19 protein-coding genes, 1 other RNA gene and 1 pseudogene are annotated in these 24,223 nt (G+C 64.0%); 17 read left to right on the forward strand and 4 right to left on the reverse strand.

Annotated features, from left to right (window positions below; translation table 11 throughout):
* The first annotated feature begins 8 nt into the window (after positions 1–8).
* The 3 genes from J2X56_RS19075 (at position 9) to J2X56_RS19085 (ending at position 3,418) form a co-directional block, all read left to right on the forward strand.
* The gene (locus J2X56_RS19075) at positions 9–1,022 is read left to right on the forward strand and encodes a LysR family transcriptional regulator (protein WP_121042504.1); all 1,014 of its coding nucleotides are present in this window, start codon (positions 9–11) and stop codon (positions 1,020–1,022) included.
* A gap of 298 nt (positions 1,023–1,320) precedes the next feature.
* Positions 1,321–2,325: an AraC family transcriptional regulator gene (locus J2X56_RS19080; protein WP_121042506.1), complete on the forward strand. Its 1,005-nt coding sequence runs from the start codon at positions 1,321–1,323 to the stop codon at positions 2,323–2,325.
* An 85-nt stretch (positions 2,326–2,410) separates the two neighbouring features.
* Positions 2,411–3,418, forward strand: coding sequence for an aldo/keto reductase (locus J2X56_RS19085; protein ID WP_310161758.1), 1,008 nt, complete (start codon positions 2,411–2,413; stop codon positions 3,416–3,418).
* 94 nt (positions 3,419–3,512) lie between these two features.
* Here the strand turns inward: J2X56_RS19085 and J2X56_RS19090 are convergent.
* Together J2X56_RS19090 and J2X56_RS19095 are read right to left on the reverse strand one after the other, a co-directional pair.
* A pseudogene (locus J2X56_RS19090) lies at positions 3,513–4,313 on the reverse strand (HpcH/HpaI aldolase family protein).
* 37 nt (positions 4,314–4,350) lie between these two features.
* Positions 4,351–5,616, reverse strand: coding sequence for a D-amino acid dehydrogenase (locus tag J2X56_RS19095; protein ID WP_310161760.1), 1,266 nt, complete (start codon positions 5,614–5,616; stop codon positions 4,351–4,353).
* 182 nt (positions 5,617–5,798) lie between these two features.
* Between J2X56_RS19095 and rnpB the strand changes: the two genes are divergently transcribed.
* Positions 5,799–6,133: RNase P RNA component class A (gene rnpB, locus J2X56_RS19100), an RNA gene on the forward strand.
* A gap of 67 nt (positions 6,134–6,200) precedes the next feature.
* Complete coding sequence (locus tag J2X56_RS19105; RefSeq protein ID WP_310161762.1) at positions 6,201–7,361, forward strand: enoyl-CoA hydratase/isomerase family protein; 1,161 nt, start codon at positions 6,201–6,203, stop codon at positions 7,359–7,361.
* Between the two features lie 40 nt (positions 7,362–7,401).
* Here J2X56_RS19105 and J2X56_RS19110 read toward each other — a convergent pair whose 3' ends face one another.
* Together J2X56_RS19110 and J2X56_RS19115 are read right to left on the reverse strand one after the other, a co-directional pair.
* A complete protein-coding gene (locus J2X56_RS19110) occupies positions 7,402–7,881 on the reverse strand; it encodes a nuclear transport factor 2 family protein (protein WP_134135697.1) in 480 nt (159 codons plus the stop codon).
* A 390-nt stretch (positions 7,882–8,271) separates the two neighbouring features.
* A complete protein-coding gene (locus tag J2X56_RS19115) occupies positions 8,272–8,556 on the reverse strand; it encodes an HU family DNA-binding protein (RefSeq protein ID WP_006465510.1) in 285 nt (94 codons plus the stop codon).
* Between the two features lie 879 nt (positions 8,557–9,435).
* Here J2X56_RS19115 and mraZ point away from each other — a divergent pair.
* From mraZ to J2X56_RS19175, 12 genes are all read left to right on the forward strand, one after another.
* Complete coding sequence (gene mraZ / locus J2X56_RS19120) at positions 9,436–9,864, forward strand: division/cell wall cluster transcriptional repressor MraZ (protein WP_006465511.1); 429 nt, start codon at positions 9,436–9,438, stop codon at positions 9,862–9,864.
* A 12-nt stretch (positions 9,865–9,876) separates the two neighbouring features.
* Positions 9,877–10,860 carry a 16S rRNA (cytosine(1402)-N(4))-methyltransferase RsmH gene (gene rsmH, locus J2X56_RS19125; protein WP_134135696.1) on the forward strand — a complete coding sequence of 328 codons (984 nt, stop codon included), beginning with the start codon at positions 9,877–9,879 and terminating at the stop codon, positions 10,858–10,860.
* Positions 10,857–11,129, forward strand: coding sequence for a cell division protein FtsL (gene ftsL, locus J2X56_RS19130; RefSeq protein WP_034329293.1), 273 nt, complete (start codon positions 10,857–10,859; stop codon positions 11,127–11,129). The genes rsmH and ftsL overlap by 4 nt, the downstream gene beginning before the upstream one ends.
* Positions 11,126–12,904 (forward strand): penicillin-binding protein 2, encoded by a 1,779-nt coding sequence (locus tag J2X56_RS19135; RefSeq protein ID WP_121042518.1) that lies wholly within the window; start codon positions 11,126–11,128, stop codon positions 12,902–12,904. The genes ftsL and J2X56_RS19135 overlap by 4 nt, the downstream gene beginning before the upstream one ends.
* Positions 12,904–14,430 (forward strand): UDP-N-acetylmuramoyl-L-alanyl-D-glutamate--2,6-diaminopimelate ligase, encoded by a 1,527-nt coding sequence (locus J2X56_RS19140; RefSeq protein WP_310161767.1) that lies wholly within the window; start codon positions 12,904–12,906, stop codon positions 14,428–14,430. The genes J2X56_RS19135 and J2X56_RS19140 overlap by 1 nt, the downstream gene beginning before the upstream one ends.
* Positions 14,427–15,887 (forward strand): UDP-N-acetylmuramoyl-tripeptide--D-alanyl-D-alanine ligase, encoded by a 1,461-nt coding sequence (murF, locus tag J2X56_RS19145; protein ID WP_310161768.1) that lies wholly within the window; start codon positions 14,427–14,429, stop codon positions 15,885–15,887. The genes J2X56_RS19140 and murF overlap by 4 nt, the downstream gene beginning before the upstream one ends.
* 1 nt (position 15,888) lies before the next feature.
* The gene (mraY, locus tag J2X56_RS19150; protein ID WP_034329301.1) at positions 15,889–17,058 is read left to right on the forward strand and encodes a phospho-N-acetylmuramoyl-pentapeptide-transferase; all 1,170 of its coding nucleotides are present in this window, start codon (positions 15,889–15,891) and stop codon (positions 17,056–17,058) included.
* A gap of 119 nt (positions 17,059–17,177) precedes the next feature.
* Complete coding sequence (gene murD, locus J2X56_RS19155; protein ID WP_310161771.1) at positions 17,178–19,433, forward strand: UDP-N-acetylmuramoyl-L-alanine--D-glutamate ligase; 2,256 nt, start codon at positions 17,178–17,180, stop codon at positions 19,431–19,433.
* Positions 19,430–20,704: a putative lipid II flippase FtsW gene (gene ftsW, locus J2X56_RS19160; RefSeq protein ID WP_134135692.1), complete on the forward strand. Its 1,275-nt coding sequence runs from the start codon at positions 19,430–19,432 to the stop codon at positions 20,702–20,704. The genes murD and ftsW overlap by 4 nt, the downstream gene beginning before the upstream one ends.
* A complete protein-coding gene (gene murG / locus J2X56_RS19165; RefSeq protein WP_034329311.1) occupies positions 20,701–21,783 on the forward strand; it encodes an undecaprenyldiphospho-muramoylpentapeptide beta-N-acetylglucosaminyltransferase in 1,083 nt (360 codons plus the stop codon). The genes ftsW and murG overlap by 4 nt, the downstream gene beginning before the upstream one ends.
* A complete protein-coding gene (murC, locus tag J2X56_RS19170) occupies positions 21,780–23,207 on the forward strand; it encodes a UDP-N-acetylmuramate--L-alanine ligase (protein WP_134135690.1) in 1,428 nt (475 codons plus the stop codon). Before murG ends, murC begins: the two co-directional genes overlap by 4 nt.
* Positions 23,204–24,208, forward strand: a complete 1,005-nt coding sequence (locus J2X56_RS19175; protein WP_121042530.1) for a D-alanine--D-alanine ligase — start codon at positions 23,204–23,206, stop codon at positions 24,206–24,208. The genes murC and J2X56_RS19175 overlap by 4 nt, the downstream gene beginning before the upstream one ends.
* The last annotated feature ends 15 nt before the right edge of the window (positions 24,209–24,223 follow it).

Raw genomic sequence — 24,223 nt, forward strand, 5'->3', positions numbered from 1 at the left:
AGAGAGCGATGGACCGTTTCCAGGCCATGCAAGTCTTTACTGCTGTGGTGGATGCCAACAGCTTCACACGCGCTGCCGACAACCTGAACCTGCCGCGCACTACCGTGACCACCCTGATCCAGGGGCTGGAGAGCATGCTGAAGGTGCGCCTGCTGAACCGCACCACGCGTCGCATCAGCCTCACGCCCGACGGCGCGGCGTATTACGAGCGCTGCGTGCGCATCCTGGCGGACGTCGAGGAGACTGAACAATCCTTCCGCAATGTCACCCGCGGTCCGCAGGGGCGGCTGCGTATCGATGTGCCGGGCTCCATCGGCCGGCTCATGCTGCTGCCCAACCTGTGCGACTTCTACAGCAAGTACCCGGACATCGAGCTGGTCATGGGCATGGGCGATCGTCCCGTGGACCTGGTGCAGGAGGCCGTGGACTGCGTCATCCGCATCGGCGACTTGCAGGATTCCTCGATGGTGGCGCGCCGCATCGGCACCTTCCAGACCGTGACCTGCGCCGCCCCGTCCTACCTGGAGCGCCATGGCGTGCCGCACACCATCGAAGACCTGCAACAGCACCAGTCGGTCCATTATTTCTCCGGCCGTACCGGCCGCACCATCGACTGGGACTTCGTGGTCGATGGCATCACCCGCGAGGTGAAGATGAATGGCCGTCTGTCGGTCAACGATGCCGATGCCTACGTGGAGTGCGCCCTGCAAGGCTTCGGCATGGTGCAGGCGCCGCTCTACATGGTCACCCGCCACATCGATGAAGGCCGTCTGGTGGAAGTGCTGTCGCAATGGAAGCCGGCACCGCTGCCGATTTCCGTGGTGTACCTGCACAACCGCCATCTCTCGCCCAAGGTGCGTGCCTTCGTCGACTGGGTGGCCGAACTGTTCGCCACCTGCCCGTTGAACAAGGCCTGCACCATGGGCATGGAAGAGAGCGAGTGCCACTTCGTCAACAAGCCCGAATCCACGACGGTGCGCACGGTGGTGGAGCAGTACAACATCGCCGAGAGCGTGTTCTGATCGATGTAAATCTGGCTTGGGGTTCGGCGAGGATTATGCAGGGCGGGCCGGTGTTTTCGCGTGCCTTAAGCTGCTGGTTTTTTGCCCGATTCTCTTTTCATGCTTGCTGGGATTTCAGGTGAAATCGCGCTGGCGCGTGGTTTTCGGTGTGTCCGTGCCATGATCATTGCGCTCAATCGTGCAAGGGCATACCTGATCCTGCAAACTTCTTGCCCGATTCTCCATGGATGGACTGCAGAGGATCAGGCAGTTGCCAGTCCGCGCTAGAGTCGCGTCTGTCTTTCAACGAGAGGAGCTTATGGACCTCGATCTGCATTCCGTTCAGGATTCCGGCCCGTTGCTGCTGCCGGAGGCAGTGGAGAGTGCGCCCGCCCGGCAGCAGGATGATCCGCGTTTCCAGGCCATGCAGCAGGAGCTGCTGCAACTGCTGGAGCGCACTACGGCCGGCGTCGAAGGCATGCTGGCTACGGCCATCCCCAACCTGGAAATCTATCGCATCACCTGTCCGAGCGGCCCCAAGCACGCGGTGCAGAAGCCGGTCTTTGCGGTCATTGCGCAGGGTTCCAAGCGCATCTTCGTGGGCGATGAGATCTACGAATACGATCCCATGCATTACCTGGTCGCCTCGGTGGATCTGCCGGTGGTCGGCAAGGTCATGGTGACCAGTCCCGATGAACCCTATCTGGGCTTGCGGCTGGAGCTCGATACCCAGGAAATCGGCGAGCTGATCGGCGACGAGAACCTGCCGGCGTCGGCCAATTTTGGCGAAGGGGCTGCGCGCGGCCTGTATGTGAACCGGCTGGACGTTGACCTGCTCGATGCGGTGCTGCGCCTGTTGCGCCTGCATGAGACCCCGCGCGACGTGCCGATCATGGCGCCGATGATCCGGCGCGAGATCCTGTATCGCCTGCTGATGAACGGACAGGGGGCGCTGTTGCGCCAGACCGTATTGCAGGACAGCCAGATGAACCGCGTGGCCAAGGCCATCCGCCTCATCAAGGAAGGCTTTGACCAGGCCTTGCGCATCGAGGATGTGGCACGCGATGTGCATATGAGCGTGTCTTCGCTGCATCACCACTTCAAGCTGGTGACGGCCATGAGTCCGCTGCAATACCAGAAGAATTTGCGCCTGCAGGAAGCCCGCAAACTGATCCTCACCGCCGACGCCAGCGTGGCCACTGCCGCGCATCGCGTGGGTTACGAGAGTTCATCGCAGTTCAGCCGCGAGTACAGCCGCCTGTTCGGCGCGCCGCCGCTGCGCGACAAGCGGCGCTGGCAGGAAGAGGAAGCGCCGGTGCTGTGAGCTTGAGCAGGCGTACCGGGAGCTCGCTAGAATGAGCGGCTTGCGGCAGTTAAGTTATCCACATCCCATTTGATTCGGAGACAGCATGCATTATCGTCGCCTCGGCAAGAGCAACCTGAAGGTATCGGCCCTGTGTCTGGGGTCCATGATGTTCGGGGACCAGACCGACCTGGAAGAGTCCGGCCGCATCGTGGCATCGGCCCGCGAGCATGGCATCAATTTCATCGATACGGCGGACGTCTACACCAAGGGCAAGTCCGAGGAAATCGTCGGCAAGCTGCTGGCCGGACAGCGCCATGAGTGGGTGCTGGCCAGCAAGCTGGGCAATGCCATGAGTGGCAAGCCGAATGAGTCGCACTATTCGCGCAGCTGGATCGTGCGCGAGACCGAAAGCATCCTCAAGCGCCTCGATACCGATTACCTCGACATCCTCTACATGCACCGCGACTACCAGGACGAGAACCTGGAAGAGGCCGTGCAAGCGCTGGGCGATTTGATCCGTGCGGGCAAGATCCGCGGCTTTGGCGTCTCCAACTTCCGTGGCTGGCGCATTGCCGAGATCGTGCGCCTGTGCGAGAAGAACAATGTCCCGCTGCCGCTGGTGTGCCAGCCGTATTACAACCTGTTGAACCGTCAGCCCGAAGTGGAAATCCTGCCGGCCTGCGCCAACTATGGTTTGGGCGTGGTGCCTTACAGCCCGATTGCACGCGGCGTGCTGACCGGCAAGTACCAGCCCGGCCAGAAGCCGCCGCAGGACACGCGTGCCGGGCGGGGCGACAAGCGCATGATGGAGACCGAATTCCGCGAGGAATCGCTGCTGATCGCGCAGCGCCTGCAGCAGCACTGCGAAGCGCGCGGGATCAAGCTGGGCCAGTTCGCCACCGCCTGGGTGCTGGCCAACGCGTCCATCAGCAGCGTCATCGCCGGACCGCGCACGCTGGCGCAGATGGAGGATTACTACGATGCGGCGGAAATGAAGATCAGCGCAGAGGAAGAGGCATTGGTCGACAGCCTGGTCACGCCGGGGCATGCGTCCACGCATGGGTACAACGATCCGAATTATCCGTTCTTTGGGCGGGTGGTGAGGGGCTGACGTCACACCGCGCGTCGCGCATCGGTGCATGAAAGCGGATCAGCTGCAGGCGGCTGATCCGCTTTTTTTGTTTACGATTTTCCCGGGTAGCACGTCAGCGCAACGCAGCGATCCTCCGCGCCCCCTCCGCCTTGATCTGCTGAATGTCAGTCCCCGGCACCACCAGGTCCATGCCGATGCCCTTCATGCGCTGCGCCATCTCCATGGTGCCGGCGAAGATCCCCACGTATTTGCCCAGCTTGCGCGCCAGCGCCAGCAGATGATCGATGGCCTCGTTGAGGCGTGCATCATCGTAGGCGTCCGGCGCCAGGCCGAGTTCGATGGCCAGGTCGCTGGGGCCGATGAAGATGCCGTCCAGGTCCGGGGTCTGCAGGATCGCTTCGGCGTTGGCTTAGCCTTCGCGGGTCTCGATCATGGCCAGGGTCAGGATGGTGGCGTTGGCGTAGGCGAAGTAGTCCGCACCGCCATACAGGAAGCCGCGTGCCGGGCCATAGCTGCGACCGCCGCGCGGTGAATAATGGCAGGCACGCACGAAGCGCTCGGCATCCGCCGCCGTGTTGATCAGCGGGCAGATCACGCCATAGGCACCGGCGTCGAGCAGCTTGTTGATTTCTCCCAGGCTGTTTTCGGAACAGCGCACCAGCGGCACGGCGGGCGTGCTGGAGATGGCCTGCAGCATGGGCAGCGCCGATTCGATCGAGAACGGACCGTGCTGCAAGTCCACCGTCACCGCATCGTAGCCGCTGTGGCCCAGCACTTCGGCCAGCAGCGAGTTGCCCATCGATACCCAGCCCGAGAGGGCCAGTTGCTGTTGCGCGAAGAGGGTGCGCAGCCGGTTTTCCCGCATCGTTCGTCTCCCATGGATGGGCCTGCGCCATTGCAGGCCAGGGGCCATGTTAAGTCCGAATGCCGAAGCCTGGCATGAAACTTCTTCAGCCGCGGTACTGGAAGGCCGTGTCGTCGATGGCGCGGCGGCGGCCGGCGATCTGGTCGGCGACCAGCGCCGCGCTGCCGCAGGCCAGCGTCCAACCCAGTGCACCCTGGCCAATGTTGAGATGAAGATTCTCGATCGGCGACGCCCCCACGATCGGCACGCCGCTCGGCGTCGCCGGACGGAAGCCCATCCACGGCGACAGCGTGGCATCCTCGCCCAGCGCGCAGCCGGGGAAGAGTTCGCGCAGGCCGTTCTTCAGTTCTTCGATGGCCGCCGGCGGAATGCGGCGATCCTGGCCCACCAGTTCGATGCGCCCGGCCACGCGCAGGCGCTGGCCCAGGCGCGCATAGACGATCTTCCTGGCGATGTCGGTGATGGAGACCTGCGGTGCCGCCGTGCGGCTGGCCTCGTCCTCCAGCGGCACCGTGATGCTGTAACCCTTGAGCGGATAGAGCGGCAGGCGCAAGTCCAGCAAGCGCGCGAACTCCACGCTCTCCGCGCCCAGCGCCAGCACGAAACGATCCGCCGCAAGCCATTGGCCGCCGGCCTGCACCGCACGCAGCGCGCGGCCTTCACGACGCACGTCACTGATGCGGGCACCACCGATGAAGCGGAAGTTCGGATGGGCCTGCATGGACGCCACCAGCGCGCGGCAGAACTGCGGGCAATCGCCCGCTTCTTCGCTCGGCGTGTAAATGCCGCCGACCCAGTCGCGCTGCGAGTGGCCCAGCGCCGGCTCGATGCGGATGCATTCGGCCGCGCCCAGGACTTCCTGTTGGCAGCCATATTGCGACTGGAATTGCACCTGCTGCGCGGCGGCTTCCAGTCCCTGCGCGTCGGTGAACATCACCAGCTTGCCGGAACGTTGATGGTCGAATGACAGCTGCAGGCCGGCGTTCCATTGCGTGAGCTGATCGCGGCTGTAGAAGGCCAGTTGCAGCAGGTCGATGGTGGTCTGGCGCACCCGCTGCGCATTGCAGCAGCGCAGGAATTCCAGCAGCCAGCGGTACTGGTCGAGATCGGCGGTAGGCCGGATGGTCAGCGGCGAATCCTTGCTGAACAGGTAGTAAGCCCACTTGGTCCAGACCGAGGGGTCGGCCAAGGGCGCCACATAGGAGTAACTGAGCTGGGCGCCATTGCCCTGGCTGGTGCCCTCGCCGGGCTGTTGGCGAGCATCGATGAGGCTGACCTGATGGCCATCCTGCAGGAGACGGTAGGCAGTGGTCACGCCGATCACGCCGGCGCCCATTACGCAGATATGCATGGAATTTCGTGGAAGTCAGTCAAGAACCGCGCAGCGCGTGGCCTGCCGCGGATCAGCAGCAGACTACCGAAGAGCCGCACGGGTGTCACATGCCGAATTGGCATGAGCTTTTGCGCGCACGCAAAAGCGTTTTGCGACGGAGGATCTCCGGTGCCGGGCCATGCTGCGCTACAATAGCGCCCGATGCAGGCCAGACAGCCGCTGGCCGCCTTCGCAAGGAGGTGGCGGGAGGAAGGTCCGGACTCCACAGAGCAGGGTGACGGTTAACGGCCGTCCGCTGAAAGCCGGCGCAAGCCGGTATAAGGCGAGGAACAGGGCCACAGAGACGAGCGTATTCAGTTACGGTGAAACGCGGTAACCTCCACCCGGAGCAATTTCAAATAGGCACGCGTTGATGTGGCTCGCGGAGCGTGCGGGTAGAAAGCTTGAGCGGCGGAGTGATCCGTCGCCTAGAGGAATGGCTGTCATAGCGGGTTTCCCGCCGTAACAGAATCCGGCCTACCGGCCTGCTTCATTGAATTCATTGACATAAAACACACTGCGGCCCGTGGGCACTGCGGGCTCGCCAGAGACCCAGGAGACCCATGAATCAAACCGCCGCCCCCGTGGTATTCGAAGAACTGACGGCCGCCAACGGCCGTCGCATCGGTATCGCCACCCTCGCTTCCGAAAAGACGCTGCACGCCATCTCGCTGGAGATGGTCCGGCTGCTCACGCCGCAACTGCAGCAGTGGCAGGCCGATCCGGGCGTGGCCATGGTGATCCTGCAGGCGCAGGGCGAGAAAGCCTTCTGTGCCGGGGGCGACCTGCAGCAGCTCTATCGGTCCATGCGCGAGCATCACGCTTCGCCCGCGCGCGAGGACATCCGCGCCAATACCTACGCGGCCGAATTTTTCGAGCACGAATATCGTCTGGATTATCTTGTCCACAGCTTCGCCAAGCCCATCCTGTGCTGGGGGCATGGCATCGTCATGGGCGGCGGCATCGGCCTGATGGCCGGTTGCAGCCACCGCGTGGTCACCGAAAAATCGCGCTTGGCCATGCCGGAAATCACCATCGGGCTTTATCCGGACGTGGGCGGCAGCTGGTTCCTGGCGCGCATGCCGGGCAAGACCGGCATCTTCCTGGCGCTGACCGGTGCCAACCTCAATGCCAACGACGCGCTCTTCGCCGGGCTGGCCGACTATCGCGTGGCGCATGCCGCCAAGGCCTCGGTGATCGATGCCCTGCTGATGCAGCCGTGGGGGCAGGGCAATGATGCCGAATTGCTGGATCGTGTCCTGGCAAGCGCGCAGGCCTCCTCCTCACAGGAAGGGGCGGCCGTCTTCGCGTCCTCCAACCTGCGCACGCATTTCGATCTGATCGACTCCCTGTGCCGCCGGCCCACGCTGCCCGAGATCGTGGACGGCATCCTCACCTTGGAGACCGAGGATGCCTGGCTCGTCAAGGCACAAGCGACCTTGCGCGCCGGTTCGCCCGGATCGGCCTGGTTGGGCTACGCCTTGCAGAAGCGGGTGCGTCCGCTGTCGCTGGCGCAGGTGTTCCGGCTGGAATTCGTGGTGTCGCTGCATTGCGCGGCACGCCCTGATTTCGTCGAAGGTATCCGCGCACTGATCATCGAGAAGGACCAGAAACCGCAATGGAATCCGGCTTCGCTGGCCACCGCCACGCCGCAATGGGTGGAAGGTTTCTTCGCTGATCCGTGGCCGCAGGCGGATCATCCGCTGGCTGACCTGGGTGCATGAAACGCTTCAGGCGCTCCCCGGCCGGGCCAGCGGTCCGGCCTTACAGACCCAGTTCGGACAGGCTCGGATGATCGGCCGGGCGCGGGCCTGAACGGTCCCAGTGGAATTTGCGGTCTGCCTCCTTGATGGGCAGGTCGTTGATGGAGGCATGACGCAGGCGCATCAGGCCATGCTCGTCGAATTCCCAGTTTTCGTTGCCATAGGAGCGGAACCAGCTCCCCGAATCATCGTGCCATTCATAGGCGAAGCGCACGGCGATGCGGTTGCCTTCGTGCGCCCAGACTTCCTTGATGAGGCGGTAATCCAGTTCGCGCGCCCATTTGCGGGTGAGGAAGGCGACGATCTCGGCCCGTCCGTGGACGAAATCTGCACGATTGCGCCAGCGGCTGTCTTCGGTATAGGCCAGCGAGACGCGTTGCGGATCGCAGGAATTCCACGCATCTTCGGCGGCACGCGCCTTCATGGCGGCGGTCTCGCAGGTGAAGGGCGGAAGTGGCGGACGCTGGGCAGGGCTATTCATCGACGGTCTCCTTGGATGAACCGGACGGGCCGGCTGTTCATGGTGTACGACGGGACGGCAAGCGGAAATGAGGCAGTGTGCAGAAGTCAGGCCGAAAAAATTCTAGGCGCTGCGGGTGGCCTTGGCAAACGAAGCTTGCTGCTCATGGAGGTCGCTCCTGCTGTACGTGCCGGTCCGGATGGCAACTGTGCTGGCGGGGCTTGTGCAAGGAATGCGTCCGGACACCGTGCATTCACTGTGGCCAGTGTGCAAGCGAAGAACCATCAGGGGAGCGTAGTGCGGAAGCGGGTGAAGCGAGGGGGGGGGAGGGGACGGCCGATCCTGTCGAATCGGCCTCGATTTGAATGCCCTGAACCTGGTTTAGGGCATTCAAATGCGCGAAGCGTGAAATTATTTCTTCTTCTTGTTCACGGCTTCCTTGAAAGCCTTGCCAGCCGAGAACTTCACGGTGGTTGCAGCGGCGATCTTGATTTCTTCGCCGGTTTGCGGGTTACGGCCGGTGCGAGCAGCGCGCTTGCCGGTCGAGAAGGAACCGAAGCCAACCAATTGCACGGTATCGCCCTTGGTCACGGCCTTGATGATGTTCTCGATGACGGAGTCCAGCGCGCGCTGGGCTGCTGCCTTGGAGATCTCGGTGTCGGCGGCGATAACGTCAACCAATTCAGATTTGTTCACTTTAAAATTCCTTTCACTGTTAAGGTGCCCAGATTTTAGCACTGGAATGAGCCGGATCCGCAAGCCCTATCTGCGTTTTCAGCCGATAGGCCCTGGCCGGAACCGGCTTGGATTGAAAAAAATCGACGTGCTTTTCAACACCCGCAAACGGGCCATGCCGGCCGCGTTCTTGCGTATCGATCTTCCCAAAGACACGGATAGTAAAAGGTGCTCGCCGCGGAAGTCAAAACAAAAACGCTTCCTGCCATTCATTTGACGAAGAATTTGATGAAGTTTCGGGGTCGGATGCTGCTTCGCCGACCTCTTTCCTGTACGCCCTCCCGGTGTCACCTTCCTCGCGGTCGCGACCGGGATGGAAAACGATCCGGGTGATGGCATCCCGAATCCGGATATTTTTTGCCCTTTTTTCCGCCCTCTGGTGAACTTAAGTTGCACTGCAAAATCCATGTCCGTTGGCCTCGCGCACTCGCAAATCGGGCGCAGTCGGATTCCCTCCAATTTCCTCTCTGGCGCTGCCCCGAAATCGGGCACAGCGGCTGTTCCATGCGGCGCAAATCCGCGCCGTTGCGCAATTCTGGCGCGAAACACATGTGTATAGCTCAGGTTACACCTTCAATGTAAATGCTAAGTCCTTCATTTTCTTCACAAATGTTGTGAATGGCCGGTTTTAAGGAAGTGCGCTAAGTCTTTGACTTTATTAGCAAAATCCCGGTTTTTCGCTGCGTATACCGCTTGACCTGCAATAGTGCATCCACTAAAGTGGGCGGCAGTGTCAAAAAGTGTTTTTTTGTGGGGCATTTGTGGCGTCATTTGCATTTGCCCGGCAGGACACGGCACCCGATCAGCAATCTCACTCGCCGCAGGCGAAGGAAAAACACAGTGTTCCAGGGCGCGTCAGCACTCAATCTCGATGCCAAAGGACGGATGACCATTCCGGCCAAGCATCGTGACGCCCTGATTGTGCAGTGCGAAGGACGCGCCACCGTGACGCGCCATCCGCATGGCTGCCTGCTGTTTTTCCCGCGCCCGACTTGGGAGACGCATCGCGAGCAGATCGCCAACTGGCCGATGTCGGCCCGTGCCTGGCAGCGCATCTTCCTGGGCAATGCCCAGGACGTGGAGCTCGACAGCGCCGGCCGCATCCTGATCGCGCCCGAACTGCGCGCGGCCGTGGGTCTGCAGCGTGATGTGATGTTGCTGGGCATGGGTAGTCATTTCGAAATCTGGGATGCCGTCAAGCTGGCCGAAAGCGAAGCCGAGGCTGTGGCAGGTGGCATGCCGGATGTGTTGAGCAACTTTTCCTTCTGACGGCCGGACAAGATGAATCTGCAACCGGTGCCCGAGCTGCAGCACCGCACCGTGCTGTTGGAAGAAGCCGTGGACGCGCTGGCCATTGCGGGCGAGCGCGCCAATGGCATTTACCTGGACGGAACCTTCGGCCGCGGCGGTCATAGCCGCGCCATCCTGTCCAGGCTGGGCCCACAAGGGCGCCTGATCGCATTTGACAAGGATCCGTTGGCCATCGCCACGGCGCAGAAGATTGACGATGCCCGGTTCGAGATCGTGCACGACAGCTTCGCGACCATGGATGAAGCGCTTGCCGCACGCGGCATTGCGCAGGTCGACGGCGTATTGATGGATTTGGGCATCTCGTCGCCGCAGGTGGATGACGCCGCGCGCGGCTTCAGTTTTCGCCTCGATGGCCCGCTGGACATGCGCATGGATACCACCCGTGGCGTGTCGGCAGCGGAATGGCTGGCAACGGCAGATGAACAGCAGATTGCAAAGGTGATACGAGATTATGGGGAAGAACGGTTTGCTCTTCAGATTGCAAAGAAGATTGTTGCTGGCCGGGCAATCGAGCCAATTTCAAGCACACGACAGCTTGCCGCGCTCGTGGCACAAGCCGTCAAAACCCGCGAGAAAGGCAAAGACCCGGCCACTCGTACATTTCAGGCTGTACGGATTTTCGTCAATCAAGAGCTTGAAGAACTCGAAGTAGGTCTGGACAAGGCATTTGCCCAGATGGCGCAGCACGGGAGATTGGTCGTGATCAGCTTTCACTCGCTGGAAGATCGCATCGTCAAGCAGTTCATGGCCTCCAAAGCCCATGCGCCGCAGCCCGACCGTCGCCTGCCGATCCGTGCCGTGGACCTGCCGCAAGCGCCGGCCCGCCTGCTGCCGCGTGTCATGCCCGGCACTGACGAAGTCACTGCCAACCCGCGTGCCCGCTCGGCGGTCATGCGCGGCCTGGAGCGCGTGACGCCCGTTTCCTCCACCACGACCCAAGGGGCGCCTGCATGACCGGGCGTCTGTGCATCCTGCTGACCATCATGCTGGTGGGTTGCGCGCTGTCGGTCGTGAGCGCCCAGTACAAGGCCCGCAGCCTGTTCATCGAGCTGGAGCGCGCCCAGAGCGCGGCCCGCCAGCTCGACGTCGACTGGGCGCAGCTGCAGCTGGACCAATCGACGCTGGGCAAGAACGCCCGCATCGAGGAACTGGCGCGCCGTGACTTGGGCATGGTTCCGGTCTCCTCCGCCCGTACCCAATACCTGACCGTGGGGGCACCATGACCAAGATGCCTCCGCGTACCAACCTCTCCGGTGGCCGTGTGGCGGCTTCCAAGGGTGTGGCGTTTTCTTCCAATCCCATCCTGCAGGTCAAGCTGCCGGCGTGGCGTTCGCGCTTCGTGCTGTTCGTGCTGTTTGCCGCCTTCGTGGCGCTGGTACTGCGCGCGCTGTGGCTGCAGGGCGTGTCCACCGATTTCCTGCAGAAGCAGGGGGCGTCACGCTACGCCCGCACGCTCGAATTGCCGGCCACGCGCGGCAAGATCACCGACCGCAACGGCCAGGTGCTGGCTTCGTCGGTGCCGGTCAAGGCCATCTGGGCCATCCCGGAAGACGTGCAGGCCGCGCCCAAGGACAAGCTGGTGCAGCTGGCCAAGCTGCTGGAAATGAGCGATGCCGAACTGCGCAAGAAGCTCGATTCCGACCGCAGCTTCGTTTACCTGAAGCGTCAGGTCGAACAGGATACCGCTGACAAGATCGTCAAGCTGGGCATCCCCGGCATCGAGACCCGCAAGGAATACAAGCGCTTCTATCCCGAAGGCGAGGTGATGGCGCACGTGGTCGGCTTCACCAATATCGAAGACGCCGGGCAGGACGGCATGGAACTGGCCGCGCAGAAGACCCTGGCCGGCATGACGGGCAGCCGCCGCGTCATCAAGGATCGCCTGGGCCGCGTGGTGGAAGACATCGAATCCATCCGCGAGCCGCATGACGGCCGCGACCTGACCCTGTCCATCGACAGCAAGATCCAGTACATCGCCTTCACCCAACTGAAGGAAGCGGTCGACAAATTCAAGGCCAAGGCCGGCGGCATCATCGTGGTCGATGCCAAGACCGGCGAGGTGCTGGCCCTGGCCAACTTGCCGACCTACAACCCCAATGACCGTTCGGTACTGACCGGCGCGCAGCTGCGCAACCGCGTCGTGACCGATACCTTCGAACCCGGCTCCACCCTCAAGCCCTTCACCGTGGCCCTGGCGCTGGATACCCATCGCGTCACGCCCTCGACCGTGTTCCAGACCGCGCCCGGCAAGATGACCATCGGCACCGCCACCATCGGCGACTCGCATGCCCACGGTCCGCTGACGGTGGCGCAGATCATCGAGAAGTCTTCCAACATCGGTACCGCCAAGATCGCGCTGGGCATGCCGCCGGAAGAGATGTGGGAAATGTTCACCACGGTCGGTTTCGGCCAGCAGCCCAAGTTTGGCTTCCCGGGTGCGGTGGCCGGGCGCGTGCGTCCCTACAAGTCGTGGCGTCCGATCGAGCAGGCCACCATGAGCTACGGCCACGGCATCTCGGTCTCGCTGATCCAGCTGGCGCACGCTTACCTGATCTTCGCCCGCAATGGCGACATCATTCCGCTGTCCTTCACCAAGGTCACCGATTCGCCCATTGGCCAGCGCGTCATCTCGGCTGATACCGCCCTGCAGATGCGCCGCATGCTGGAAACCGTGGTCGCCCCCGGCGGCACGGCCCCGCAGGCTCAGGTGCCGGGCTATCGCGTCGGTGGCAAGACCGGTACCGCCTACAAGATCGAGGGCGGCAAGTATGTGCGCAAGTACGTGGCCTCCTTCTCGGGCATCGCCCCGATGTCGGACCCGCGCCTGATCATCTCGGTGATGATCGACGAGCCGCAAGGCCAGCACTACGGCGGCCCGGTGGCCGGCCCGGTGTTTGCCAACGTGGCCGCCAATGCCTTGCGCGCATTGAACGTACCGCCTGATTCCAGCGTGACCAACATCATCATTCCCAAAGAACCGCTAGAGGAGAGCATGTAATGTCCCAGCGCGTTCCGAGCCTTCAAGAGATCCTCGCCTGGCTGCGCCAGGCGTCGCCGTCTGCGCAACTGACCTCGGATTCCCGCCGCGTGGCAGCGGGCGACGTGTTCTTCGCCTACGTGGGCGACGCCGACGGCCGTTCCTATATTGCCGATGCCGTCGAGCGCGGTGCCGCTGCCGTGCTGTATGAAGCCGCTGGCTACACCTGGCCCGAGCAGATCGATGCGCCGCACCTGGCCGTGCCCGACCTGAAGATGCGTGCCGGCGAGATCGCCGCCGCCTGGTATGGCCAGCCTGACCAGCACATGCTGACGGTGGCCGTGACCGGCACCAACGGCAAGACCTCCTGCGCCTACTGGCTGGGTACGGCACTGTCGCGCCTGGCCGGTGCCAGCAGCGCCGGTGTCATCGGCACGCTGGGCGTGGGGTCATTCGTCAACGGCAAGCCGCAAGGCTTCGACGTCACCGGCTACACCACGCCGGACGCCGTGCTGCTGCAACGCAGCCTGTTCAAGCTGTCGCAGGCCCGCGTGAGCGCGCTGGCCATTGAGGCTTCCTCCATCGGACTGGCCCAGGGCCGCATGAACGGCATGCACGTCGATGTCGCCCTGTTGACCAATTTCACCCGCGATCACCTGGATTTCCACGGTGACATGCAGACCTACGAAGACGCCAAGCGCAAGCTGTTCCAGTGGCCGGGCCTGAAGCATGCCGTGGTCAATCTGGATGACGGCATGGGCCAGCGCCTGCTGCCGTTGCTGGCCGAGCGCAAGCTGCCGGTGATCGGCTACGCGATTGCGGACGAGCTGGGCGGCGATACGCACGGCGTACCGACTTTGCGCGCCAGCCAATTGCGCAGCAGCCATACCGGTACCGCCTTCCATGTCGATTCCCCTTTCGGCAGCGGCCAGGTCAAGACCCAGCTGGTCGGACGTTTCAATGTCAGTAACGTGCTGGGCATCATGGGCGTGCTGCTCACCCAGGGCGTGGCCTGGGAGGCCGTGGTCGCGGCCGCCGCCGCGCTGAGCCCGGCACCCGGCCGCATGCAGCAGTTCGGTGGACCCGATGTACCGCTGATCGTGATCGATTACGCGCATACGCCCGATGCCCTCGACAAGACCCTGTCCACCCTGCGCCAGGTCGCTACCCAGCGCGGTGGCCAGCTGTGGTGCGTGTTCGGCTGCGGTGGCGATCGCGATCCGGGCAAGCGCCCGCAGATGGGCCAGATCGCCGAGCAGGCCGACCAGGTGGTGCTGACCAGCGACAACCCGCGCACCGAAGATCCCCATGCCATCATCGAGCAGATCCGCGCCGGCATGAGCCGCGTCGAACCGACCGTGCTGCCCGATCGCGCCGGTGCCATCCTGTGGGCGATCCGCCATGCCACCAAGGCCGATGTGGTCCTGCTGGCCGGCAAGGGGCACGAGCCCTACCAGGAAATCGCCGGCAAGAAATTGCCCTTCCTCGATGCCGACCATGTCGCGCTGGCGCTCGCCGCGCGCTCGACCATGATGGGGGGCGCATGATGCGATTCGATTTCCGCCAGTTGCTGGAATGGATCCGCACCGCCGAGGAAGCCGCCTCTGCGCACACCGTGCCGGGCGTGGTCAATGCCCCGGCCGGCGTGCTTGAACTCGATGACGTGGTCACCGACAGCCGTGCGGTCAAGCCCGGCAATGTCTTCGTCGCGCTGCGTGGCGAACGTTTCGATGCGCATGATTTCCTCGATGCGGTCGTGGCCCAGGGCGCTGCCGCCGTGGTGGTCGACCGTGTGCCGCCGGGATTGAGCGTACCGGCCATCGTGGTGCCCGACACCCGCGCCGCATTGGGCCAGATCGCCCATGGCTGGCGGGCGCAGCGCCAGATTCCCGTGATCGGCGTCACCGGCAGCAACGGCAAGACCACCGTCAAGGAAATGATCGCCGCCATCCTCGCGGCCGCCTTCGGTGAAGACGGCTATCTGGGCACGCGCGGCAATTTCAACAACGAGATCGGCGTGCCGCTGACCCTGTTCCGCCTGCGCGCACAACATCAGGCGGCCGTCATCGAGATGGGCATGAACCATCCGGGCGAAATCGCCGTGCTCTCGCGCATCGCCGAGCCGACGCTGGGCCTGGTCAACAATGCCCAGCGCGAGCATCAGGAGTTCATGGCCAGCGTGGAAGCGGTGGCCCGCGAGAACGGCGCCGTGATCCGCCACCTGCCCGCCGATGGCGTGGCCGTGTTCCCGGCCGATGACGATTTCACTGCGCTCTGGCGTGAAGAAGCCGGTGCGCGCCGCGTGCTGACCTTCGGCCTGAATGCGCAAGCCGATGTGAGCGCCAGCTACCAGGCCACCGCGTTCGGCAGCACCCTGCAAGTGACGGTGAAAGGGCTGGCCGTGCCGCCCGCACAGTTCAAGGTGGAACTGGCTGCCGTCGGTGAGCACAACGTACGCAATGCGCTGGCGGCTGCCGCCTGCGCGCTGGGTGCCGGCATCCCCGTGGACGCCGTGGTGCGCGGCCTGCAGAGCTTCGCCCCGGTCAACGGCCGCCTGCAGCGCAAGCAAGCACGCAGCGGTGCGCTGGTGATCGACGATACCTATAACGCCAACCCTGATTCCGTGCGCGCCGCCATCGACGTGCTGGCGTCCATCGCCGGCCCGCGCGTGCTGGTACTGGGCGACATGGGCGAGGTCGGCGACCAGGGGCCGCAGTTCCATGCCGAGATCGGTGCCTATGCCCGCAGCCGTGGCATCCCGCTCTTCTTCGGGCTGGGCGAATTGACGAAACACGCCGTCACTTCGTATGGCCCCGCGCTGCAAAACGTAGCGCAGGCCATGCATTTCGACGACATCGCCGCACTCAATGCGGCGGTGGAACAGGCCGCGCCGCAGGGCGCGACCGTTTTGGTAAAAGGTTCACGCTTCATGAAGATGGAGCGAGTTGTACAGCATCTGGTCAACGTTGAATCCCTCACGCAACATCAACAGGAGACCCATTAGCATGCTGGTCTGGCTCGCACAGAATTTTCAACAGGATTTCGGCTTTCTGCGCCTGTTCAACTTCATCACCTTCCGCGCGGTGTTTGCCACGCTCACGGCCCTGCTGATCGGCATGATCGCCGGCCCGGCCGTGATCCGCATGCTCACCCGCATGAAGGTCGGCCAGGCCGTGCGCCAGGATGGTCCGCAGACTCACCTCATCAAGTCCGGCACCCCGACCATGGGCGGCGTGCTGATCCTGATCGGCATCGGCATTTCCACCTTGCTGTGGGCCGACCTGTCCAACCGTTTCGTGTGGATCGTGCTGATCGTCACGCTCGGTTTCGGCGCCATCGGCTGGGTCGATGACTACCGCAAGGTGGTCTATCGCGATCCGGAAGGCATGCGCTCGCGCGAAAAATATTTCTGGCAATCGCTGATCGGCCTGGTGGCCGCGTTCTACCTGGCCTTCTCGGTATCCGAGGTGAGCAACATGAAGGTCTTCGATCTCTTCGTCGCCTGGGTGCGCTCCGGCTTCAGCCTGGACCTGCCGCCCAAGGCCGACCTGATCGTGCCCTTCTTCAAGACCGTGACCTATCCGCTGGGCGTGTGGGGTTTCATCGCGCTGACCTATTTCGTCATCGTCGGCACCAGCAATGCGGTCAACCTGACAGATGGCCTGGACGGCCTGGCCATCATGCCGACCGTGCTGGTCGGTGCGGCCCTGGGCCTGTTCGCCTACCTGACCGGCAATGCGGCCTATGCCAAGTACCTGTTCATCCCGCACATCCCGGGGGCCGGCGAACTGCTGATCTTCTGCGGTGCCATGGGCGGCGCGGGGCTGGCTTTCCTCTGGTACAACGCCTACCCGGCGCAGGTGTTCATGGGCGACGTCGGCGCACTGGCGCTGGGCGGTGCGCTGGGCACCATCGCGGTCATCGTGCGTCAGGAAATCGTGCTCTTCATCATGGGCGGCATCTTCGTGGTGGAAACGCTCTCGGTGATGATTCAGGTCGCCTATTTCAAGTACACCAAGAAGCGTTTCGGCACCGGCCGCCGCGTGCTGCTGATGGCACCGCTGCACCATCACTACGAGCAGAAGGGCTGGAAGGAAACCCAGGTGGTGGTGCGCTTCTGGATCATCACCATGATGCTGGTGCTGGTCGGTTTGTCGACGCTGAAGCTGCGGTAAACAGGCGATATGAACAAAAACGGCAGCCCTTGTGAAGTATGGCAAGCGCTGCCTTTGTGGTTGGCAGGGCAGTCCCTGCATGGCAAGAAACAAGTGAAGAAGTGAGTCTGGAAACAACGATGAATTACTCGGGCAAACACGTTCTGGTGCTCGGACTCGGCGAGTCCGGCCTGGCAATGGCGCGGTGGCTGGTCTACTGCGGCGCCGGCGTGCGCGTGGCCGATACCCGTGGCGAAGCGGCCCTGGCCGAGCGCCTGGCCGCCTTGCGCGCCGACGCGCCCGAGGCGCAGGCCGTGCTGGGCCAGCCCTTGTCGCCGTCCTTGCTTGATGGAATCGATTTCGTCGCCGTCAGTCCCGGCCTGGCACCCGAAGGCGAGCTGGCACCGCTGATGCCGGCCATTGCCGAACGCGGCCTGCCGCTGTGGGGCGAGATCGAATTGTTTGCGCAGGCGCTGGCCGCCTTGCGCGAAGAGACCCTGTATCAACCCAAGGTGCTGGCCATCACCGGCACCAACGGCAAGACTACCGTGACCCGCCTGACCGGCCTGCTGTGCCAGCGCGCCGGCCTGTCGGTGCAAGTGGCGGGCAACATCAGCCCGGCCGCCCTGGATGTGCTGCGCGAAGCCGTCATCAAGGACAAGGTATTCCTGGCCGAACTGGCCGAGCAGGATGCGATCGCCGCCGAACAGGCTGCCGCCGAAGCTGAAGCGCAAGCCGCGCAGCAGGCCGTGCTGGATGCCCAGCAGGCGGCCGAAGCCGAGAAGCATCGGCGTGCCGCCGCCAGCATCGAGGCGGCCGCTGCGATTGCGGTGCCGGTGTTGCAGGCGCAGCCGCAAGCAGACGCGCCGGTCTCCGCATCGGAATCTGAACCCGCGCCGCAGATGGATCTGCTGGCGACTGCGGAGCAGCAGCCGGTGGCAGAGCAGGAAGCAGGACAGGAGAACGTACAGGATTCTGTACCAGCTTCTGTGCAGGAATCTGTACCGGAAGCAGGGCAGGAAACAGGACAGGAAACAGGACAGGAAACAGGACAGGAAACAGGACAGGAAACAGGACAGGAAACAGGACAGGAAACAGGACAGGAAACAGGACAGGAAACTGCACAGCAGCCGGCACCCGAGACCGGGCATTCCACCGAAGCCTCCCCCGATGACGCCGAGGCAGCCAGCTCCGCCGCGCACGAAGCGCCGGAGCCGGCTGTCGCGGCCACGCTGGACGTCGCTTCCGACGCGATCCCGCAAGCCGAGATCGACGCCCCGGCGACCACTGGCGAGGCCATGAACCTGGGCGACTTCATGGAAGTCTCGCGCAAGGCCGAGGAAGATGCGCTGGTGGAAGTCCCGCCACCGCCGCCGCCCGAGCCGACCTATCGCGGCTCGATGCCGCAAGCCTGGGTGCTGGAGCTCTCCAGCTTCCAGCTGCACACCACGCACAGCCTGCTGCCGCACGCCGCCACCGTCCTGAATTTGACCCAGGACCACCTGGACTGGCACGGCAGCATGGAGCACTACGCCGCCGACAAGGCCCGCATCTTCGGCCAGGATACCGTGCGCGTACTCAATCGCGATGATGCCCTGGTGATGGAGATGAGCGCCGCGGCCGCGCCACTGTCCACCTTCGGCCTGGATGAACCGTCCACCCCCAACAGTTTCGGCCTGGTCAACGACAACGGCATGCTGTGGCTGGCCAATGCTTTCGTGCATGAAGACGACGAAGTGCCGGAAGGCAAGCGCCGCCGCAAGCAGAAGGACATGCTGCCGCCGCCGGTGACCGTCAAGCGTCTCATGCCCGCCGATGCCCTGCGCATTCGCGGTGCCCACAACGCCATGAATGCGCTGGCCGCACTGGCCCTGTGCCGCGCCATCGACCTGCCGATGGCACCGCTGCTGCACGGCCTGCGCGAGTACACCGGTGAGCCGCATCGCGTGGAACTGGTCGGCGTGATCCAGGATGTCGAATACTACGACGACAGCAAGGGCACCAATGTCGGTGCCACGGTGGCCGCGCTCAATGGCCTGGGGCTGGGCGGCCGTCCCAATCGCATCGTGCTGATCGCCGGCGGCGACGGCAAGGGCCAGGACTTTTCGCCGCTGGACCTGCCGGTACAGAAATATGCTCGTGCAGTCTTGCTGATCGGCCGTGACGCTCCTGCCGTGCGCGCCGCCCTGGCCGACAGCGGGGTCGAGCTGATCGATTGCGCCAGCCTCGAAGCCGCCGTGGAAAAGGCCGGCGAACTCGCCACCGCCGGCGACATCGTCCTGCTCTCGCCGGCTTGCGCCAGCCTGGACATGTTCCGCAACTACGCCCATCGCGCCGAAGTCTTCGTGGATGCGGTGCGTGAACTGGCGCTCTCGCGCGGTGAGGTGCTGGCATGAAACTGGGCCTGTCTTCCGTGCGCAGCTGGCTGGGTGGCTTGAAAGAAGCCGCGCCGGCGGCCGCCGGCCGCGCCCAGGGTGGCCGCAGTGGCCGTGGCAGCGCATCGGGCAGCATCGGTTTCGAGCAGCGTTCGCGCATGATGGAATACGACCAGCCGCTGATCTGGGTGGTGCTGCTGTTGATGCTGTTCGGCATGGTGATGGTCTACTCGGCCTCGGTGGCGCTGCCGGATTCGCCCAAGTACGCCTCCTATTCGAATTACCACTTCCTGATCCGCCAGGCGATCTTCATCGTGCTCTCCATCATCGCGGGCGCGCTGGCCTTCCGCGTGCGTATGGAGACCTGGCAGAAGTGGGCGCCCTATCTGTTCGCGATCACCCTGATACTGCTGTTGATGGTGCTCATTCCTGGCGTCGGCAAGGGCGTCAACGGTGCCAAGCGCTGGCTCTCGCTGAAGGTCATCAACCTGCAGCCCTCCGAACTGATGAAGCTCTTCATCGTGCTGTACGCCGCCGACTACACGGTGCGCAAGCAGGCGGTGATGCACAAGCTGGTCAAGGGCTTCTTCCCGATGGCGGCCGCCGTCGGCCTGGTGGGCTTGCTGCTGCTGCTGGAGCCCGACCTCGGTGCCTTCGGCGTGATCGTCTGCATCGCCATGGGCATCCTGTTCCTGGGCGGCATCAACGGCGTCTGGTTTGGCGGCATCGGTGCCACGCTGGTCGGGGTGTTCTCGTTGGTCATCGTGACTTCTCCGTGGCGGCGCGAGCGTATCTTTGCCTACCTGAATCCGTGGGAAGAGGAAAACGCACTGGGCAAGGCCTATCAGCTGTCGCACTCGCTGATCGCCTTCGGCCGTGGCGAGCTCTTCGGCGTGGGCCTGGGCAGCAGCGTGGAAAAACTGCACTACCTGCCGGAAGCGCATACCGACTTCCTGCTCGCCGTGATCGGCGAGGAACTCGGTTTCGCCGGCGTGCTGGTGGTGGTGCTGCTGTTCTACTGGCTGGTCAAGCATGCCTTCGAGATCGGCCGCCAGGCCATCGCGCTCGATCTGACCTTTGCCGGCCTGGTGGCCAAGGGCATCGGCATCTGGCTGGGCGTGCAGGCCTTCATCAACATGGGCGTGAACCTCGGCCTGCTGCCGACCAAGGGCCTGACGCTGCCGCTGATGAGCTATGGCGGTTCGGGCGTGCTGCTCAATTGCGTGGGCCTGGCCATTCTGCTGCGCATCGATTACGAAAACCGGGTGCTCATGCGCGGAGGCCGTCTATGAACGCGCCCCGCACATTGCTCATCATGGCCGCCGGTACCGGTGGCCACATCTTCCCCGGCCTGGCCATTGCCGACACCATGCGTGCGCGTGGCTGGCAGGTGAGCTGGCTGGGCACCACGCACGGCATGGAGCGCGAGCTGGTGCCGCGCCATGGCGTGGAGATGGACAGCATCGTCTTCGCCGGCCTGCGCGGCAAGGGCCTGATGCATACGGTCAAGGGCGTGTGGCGCCTGGCGGCAAGCTTCTTGCATTGCCATGCCATCCTCGGCCGCCGTCGCCCCGATGTGGTGCTGGGCATGGGCGGTTACGTCACCGTGCCGGGCGGCATGATGGCGCGCCTGCGTGGCAAGCCGCTGGTGCTGGTCAATGCGGATGCGGCCCTGCTGCTGTCGAACAAGACCCTCACGCCGATGGCCACCAAGGTGCTGTTCGGCTTCCCTGCCGATTTTGGCAAGGCAGCGGGCAAGGCCGAGGTCACCGGCAATCCGGTGCGCAAGGAAATCATCGCGCTGCCGCAACCGGCCCAGCGTTACGCCGGCCGCAGCGGCCCGCTGAAGATTCTGGTGGTGGGCGGCAGCCTGGGCGCCAAGGTGCTGAACGACAACGTGCCGGCGGCGCTGGCAAAACTGCCCGCCGAGTTGCGTCCGCAGGTGACGCATCAATCGGGCAAGCAGCACATCGCGGCCTTGCGTTCAGCGTATGAGGCGGCAGGCGTGCAGGCCGAAGTGGTCGATTTCATCGACGACATGCCGCGCCGCTATGCCGAGGCTGATCTGGTGATCTGCCGCGCCGGCGCGATCACCGTCTCCGAGCTGACGGCAGCGGGCGTGGCCAGCGTGCTGGTTCCGCTGGCGGTGTCGACCACCTCGCACCAGATCGACAATGCCAAATGGATGGCACAGAACAAGGCGGCGATTCACCTGCCGCAACGCGAACTGACGCCGGATCACCTGGCCGGTTTGCTGCAGAAACTGGACCGCGCTGCATGCCATGCCATGGCGCAGGCGGCGTACGAACAAGGCCGGCGCGATGCCAACGAGGCAATCGCGCGCGTGCTGGAAGGACTGGTAACACCATGAAGCATCGCGTCAAGAACATCCATTTTGTCGGCATCGGCGGCTCGGGCATGAGCGGCATTGCTGAAGTCTTGCTCAACCTGGGCTACGGCGTCTCCGGCTCGGACCTGGGCAGCAACGCCGCCACCCAGCGCCTGGCGCAGCTGGGTGCCAGCATCCGCTATGGCCATGCAGCCGAGAACATCGAGGGCGCTGACGCCATCGTCACCTCCACCGCCGTCAAGGGCGACAACCCGGAGGTGCTGGCCGCGCGCAAGAAGCACATCCCCATCGTGCCGCGTGCGGTGATGCTGGGCGAACTGATGCGCCTGAAGAAGGGCATTGCGATTGCCGGTACGCACGGCAAGACCACCACCACCAGCCTGGTGGCGAGCGTGCTGGCGCAGGGCGGGCTGGACCCGACCTTCGTCATCGGCGGCCGCCTCACCAGCGCCGGCGCCAACGCCAAGCTGGGGACCGGCGAATTCATCGTGGCCGAGGCCGATGAATCGGATGCGTCCTTCCTCAACCTCACGCCCGTGATCGAAGTCATCACCAACATCGATGCCGATCACATGGAAACCTACAACCATGATTTCGCGCGCCTGAAGCAGGCCTTCGTCGAGTTCACCCAGCGCCTGCCGTTCTACGGCGTGGCCGTGCTCTGCCTGGATGACCCGCACGTGCGAGAAATCATGCCCATGGTCTCCAAGCCCATCCTCACCTATGGCTTCCATGAAGACGCCGATGTGCGCGCCATCGATGCCAAGGCGGTCGAGGGCAAGATGGAATTCACCGTGATCCAGGACGGCTACGCCCCCATGCAGGTGAGCCTGAACCAGCCCGGCATGCACAACGTGCAGAACGCTTGCGCCGCCATCGCGATTGCGCGCGAACTGGACGTGGACGATGCCGCCACCCAGAAAGCACTGACCGAATTCAACGGTGTGGGCCGTCGCTTCACGCGTTATGGCGAAGTGCCGATCACCGATGCGCAGGGCAATCCGGCCGGTCATTTCACGCTGGTGGACGATTACGGCCATCACCCGGTCGAGACCGCCGCCACCATTGCCGCCGCCCGTGGCGCCTATCCGGGCCGCCGCCTGGTGCTGGCCTTCCAGCCGCATCGCTACACCCGCACGCGCGACCTGTTCGAGGATTTCGTGAAGGTCCTGTCCTCGCCCGATGTGCTGGTGCTGGGCGAAGTGTATTCGGCCGGTGAAGCGCCCATCGTGGCCGCTGACGGGCGCTCGCTGGCGCATGCGCTGCGTGCGGCAGGCAAGGTGGAGCCGGTCTTCGTGGATGACATCGGCGACATGCCCGAGACCATCCGCAATGTGGTGCGCGATGGCGATGTGGTCATGACCATGGGCGCGGGATCGATTTCCGCCGTACCCGGCCGCCTGGTGGCGCAAGCCGGTGGCAAGAACGAACAGGGGGCCGCATGATCAGCCAGGACCAGATCAAGGCCTTCGGCCGTGTCGGCGTGCTCTTCGGCGGCCGCTCCGCCGAGCGCGAAGTGTCGATGATGTCGGGCAACGGTGTCCTGCAGGCCTTGCGCAGCAAGGGTGTGGATGCGCATGCCTTCGACCCGGCCGAGCGCAGCCTGGGTGATCTGCAGGCCGAGAAATTCGATCGCGTCTTCATCGCCCTGCATGGCCGCTACGGCGAAGACGGCACGCTGCAGGGCGCGCTGGAACAGATGGGCCTGCCCTATACCGGTCCCGGCGTGATGGCCTCCAGCATCGCCATGGACAAGATCATGACCAAGCGCATCTGGCTCTCGCACGGCCTGCCGACGCCGCGCTTCCTGAGCCTGGATGCCAAGGCCACTACGCGTGAGCAACTGCGCGTGGTCCCTGACGAGCTGGGCCTGCCGCTGATGTTGAAGGCGCCGCACGAAGGTTCGACCATCGGCATTGCCAAGGTCAACGGCTACTCGGACATGCAGGCCGGCTTTGATCTCTGCGCGCGCTACGACAGCGTGGTGCTGGCCGAGGAGTTCATCCGTGGCCGCGAACTGACGGTGCCGGTGCTGGGCACGGGCCGCGAGGCGCGCGCGCTGCCGGTCATCGAGATCCGCGCACCGGAGGGCAATTACGACTACCAGAACAAGTATTTCACCGACGACACGAAATATTTGTGTCCGGCGCCCCTTGACGAGGAACTGACGCGCCATTTGCAGGATCTGGCCGTACGTGCGTTCAATGCGCTCGGTTGCCGTGGCTGGAGCCGTGTGGACTTCATGCTGCGCGAGGCCGATGGCAAGAGCGAGCCCTTCCTGCTGGAAATCAATACCTCGCCGGGCATGACCGGCCATTCCCTGGTGCCGATGGCGGCCAAGGCCGTGGGCCTGAGCTATGAAGACCTGTGCTGCACGATCCTGCAGATGGCGTCGCTGGACATGACGCCCTCGAAGGACTGGACGCCGCAGGCGGGCCAGCCGTAATGGCCCGGGTTTAAG

It is taken from the genome of Herbaspirillum sp. 1173 (assembly GCF_031455335.1).
GTDB classification, from domain to species: Bacteria; Pseudomonadota; Gammaproteobacteria; order Burkholderiales; family Burkholderiaceae_D; genus Herbaspirillum; species Herbaspirillum huttiense.

Coding starts and splice junctions, on each gene's coding strand:
- J2X56_RS19075 (WP_121042504.1), top strand. CDS start 9: ATGGACCGTTTCCAGGCCATGCAAGTCTTTACTGCTGTGGTGGATGCC.
- J2X56_RS19080 (WP_121042506.1), top strand. CDS start 1,321: ATGGACCTCGATCTGCATTCCGTTCAGGATTCCGGCCCGTTGCTGCTG.
- J2X56_RS19085 (WP_310161758.1), top strand. CDS start 2,411: ATGCATTATCGTCGCCTCGGCAAGAGCAACCTGAAGGTATCGGCCCTG.
- J2X56_RS19095 (WP_310161760.1), bottom strand. CDS start 5,616: ATGCATATCTGCGTAATGGGCGCCGGCGTGATCGGCGTGACCACTGCC.
- J2X56_RS19105 (WP_310161762.1), top strand. CDS start 6,201: ATGAATCAAACCGCCGCCCCCGTGGTATTCGAAGAACTGACGGCCGCC.
- J2X56_RS19110 (WP_134135697.1), bottom strand. CDS start 7,881: ATGAATAGCCCTGCCCAGCGTCCGCCACTTCCGCCCTTCACCTGCGAG.
- rsmH (WP_134135696.1), top strand. CDS start 9,877: ATGAATCTGCAACCGGTGCCCGAGCTGCAGCACCGCACCGTGCTGTTG.
- ftsL (WP_034329293.1), top strand. CDS start 10,857: ATGACCGGGCGTCTGTGCATCCTGCTGACCATCATGCTGGTGGGTTGC.
- J2X56_RS19135 (WP_121042518.1), top strand. CDS start 11,126: ATGACCAAGATGCCTCCGCGTACCAACCTCTCCGGTGGCCGTGTGGCG.
- J2X56_RS19140 (WP_310161767.1), top strand. CDS start 12,904: ATGTCCCAGCGCGTTCCGAGCCTTCAAGAGATCCTCGCCTGGCTGCGC.
- murF (WP_310161768.1), top strand. CDS start 14,427: ATGATGCGATTCGATTTCCGCCAGTTGCTGGAATGGATCCGCACCGCC.
- mraY (WP_034329301.1), top strand. CDS start 15,889: ATGCTGGTCTGGCTCGCACAGAATTTTCAACAGGATTTCGGCTTTCTG.
- murD (WP_310161771.1), top strand. CDS start 17,178: ATGAATTACTCGGGCAAACACGTTCTGGTGCTCGGACTCGGCGAGTCC.
- ftsW (WP_134135692.1), top strand. CDS start 19,430: ATGAAACTGGGCCTGTCTTCCGTGCGCAGCTGGCTGGGTGGCTTGAAA.
- murG (WP_034329311.1), top strand. CDS start 20,701: ATGAACGCGCCCCGCACATTGCTCATCATGGCCGCCGGTACCGGTGGC.
- murC (WP_134135690.1), top strand. CDS start 21,780: ATGAAGCATCGCGTCAAGAACATCCATTTTGTCGGCATCGGCGGCTCG.
- J2X56_RS19175 (WP_121042530.1), top strand. CDS start 23,204: ATGATCAGCCAGGACCAGATCAAGGCCTTCGGCCGTGTCGGCGTGCTC.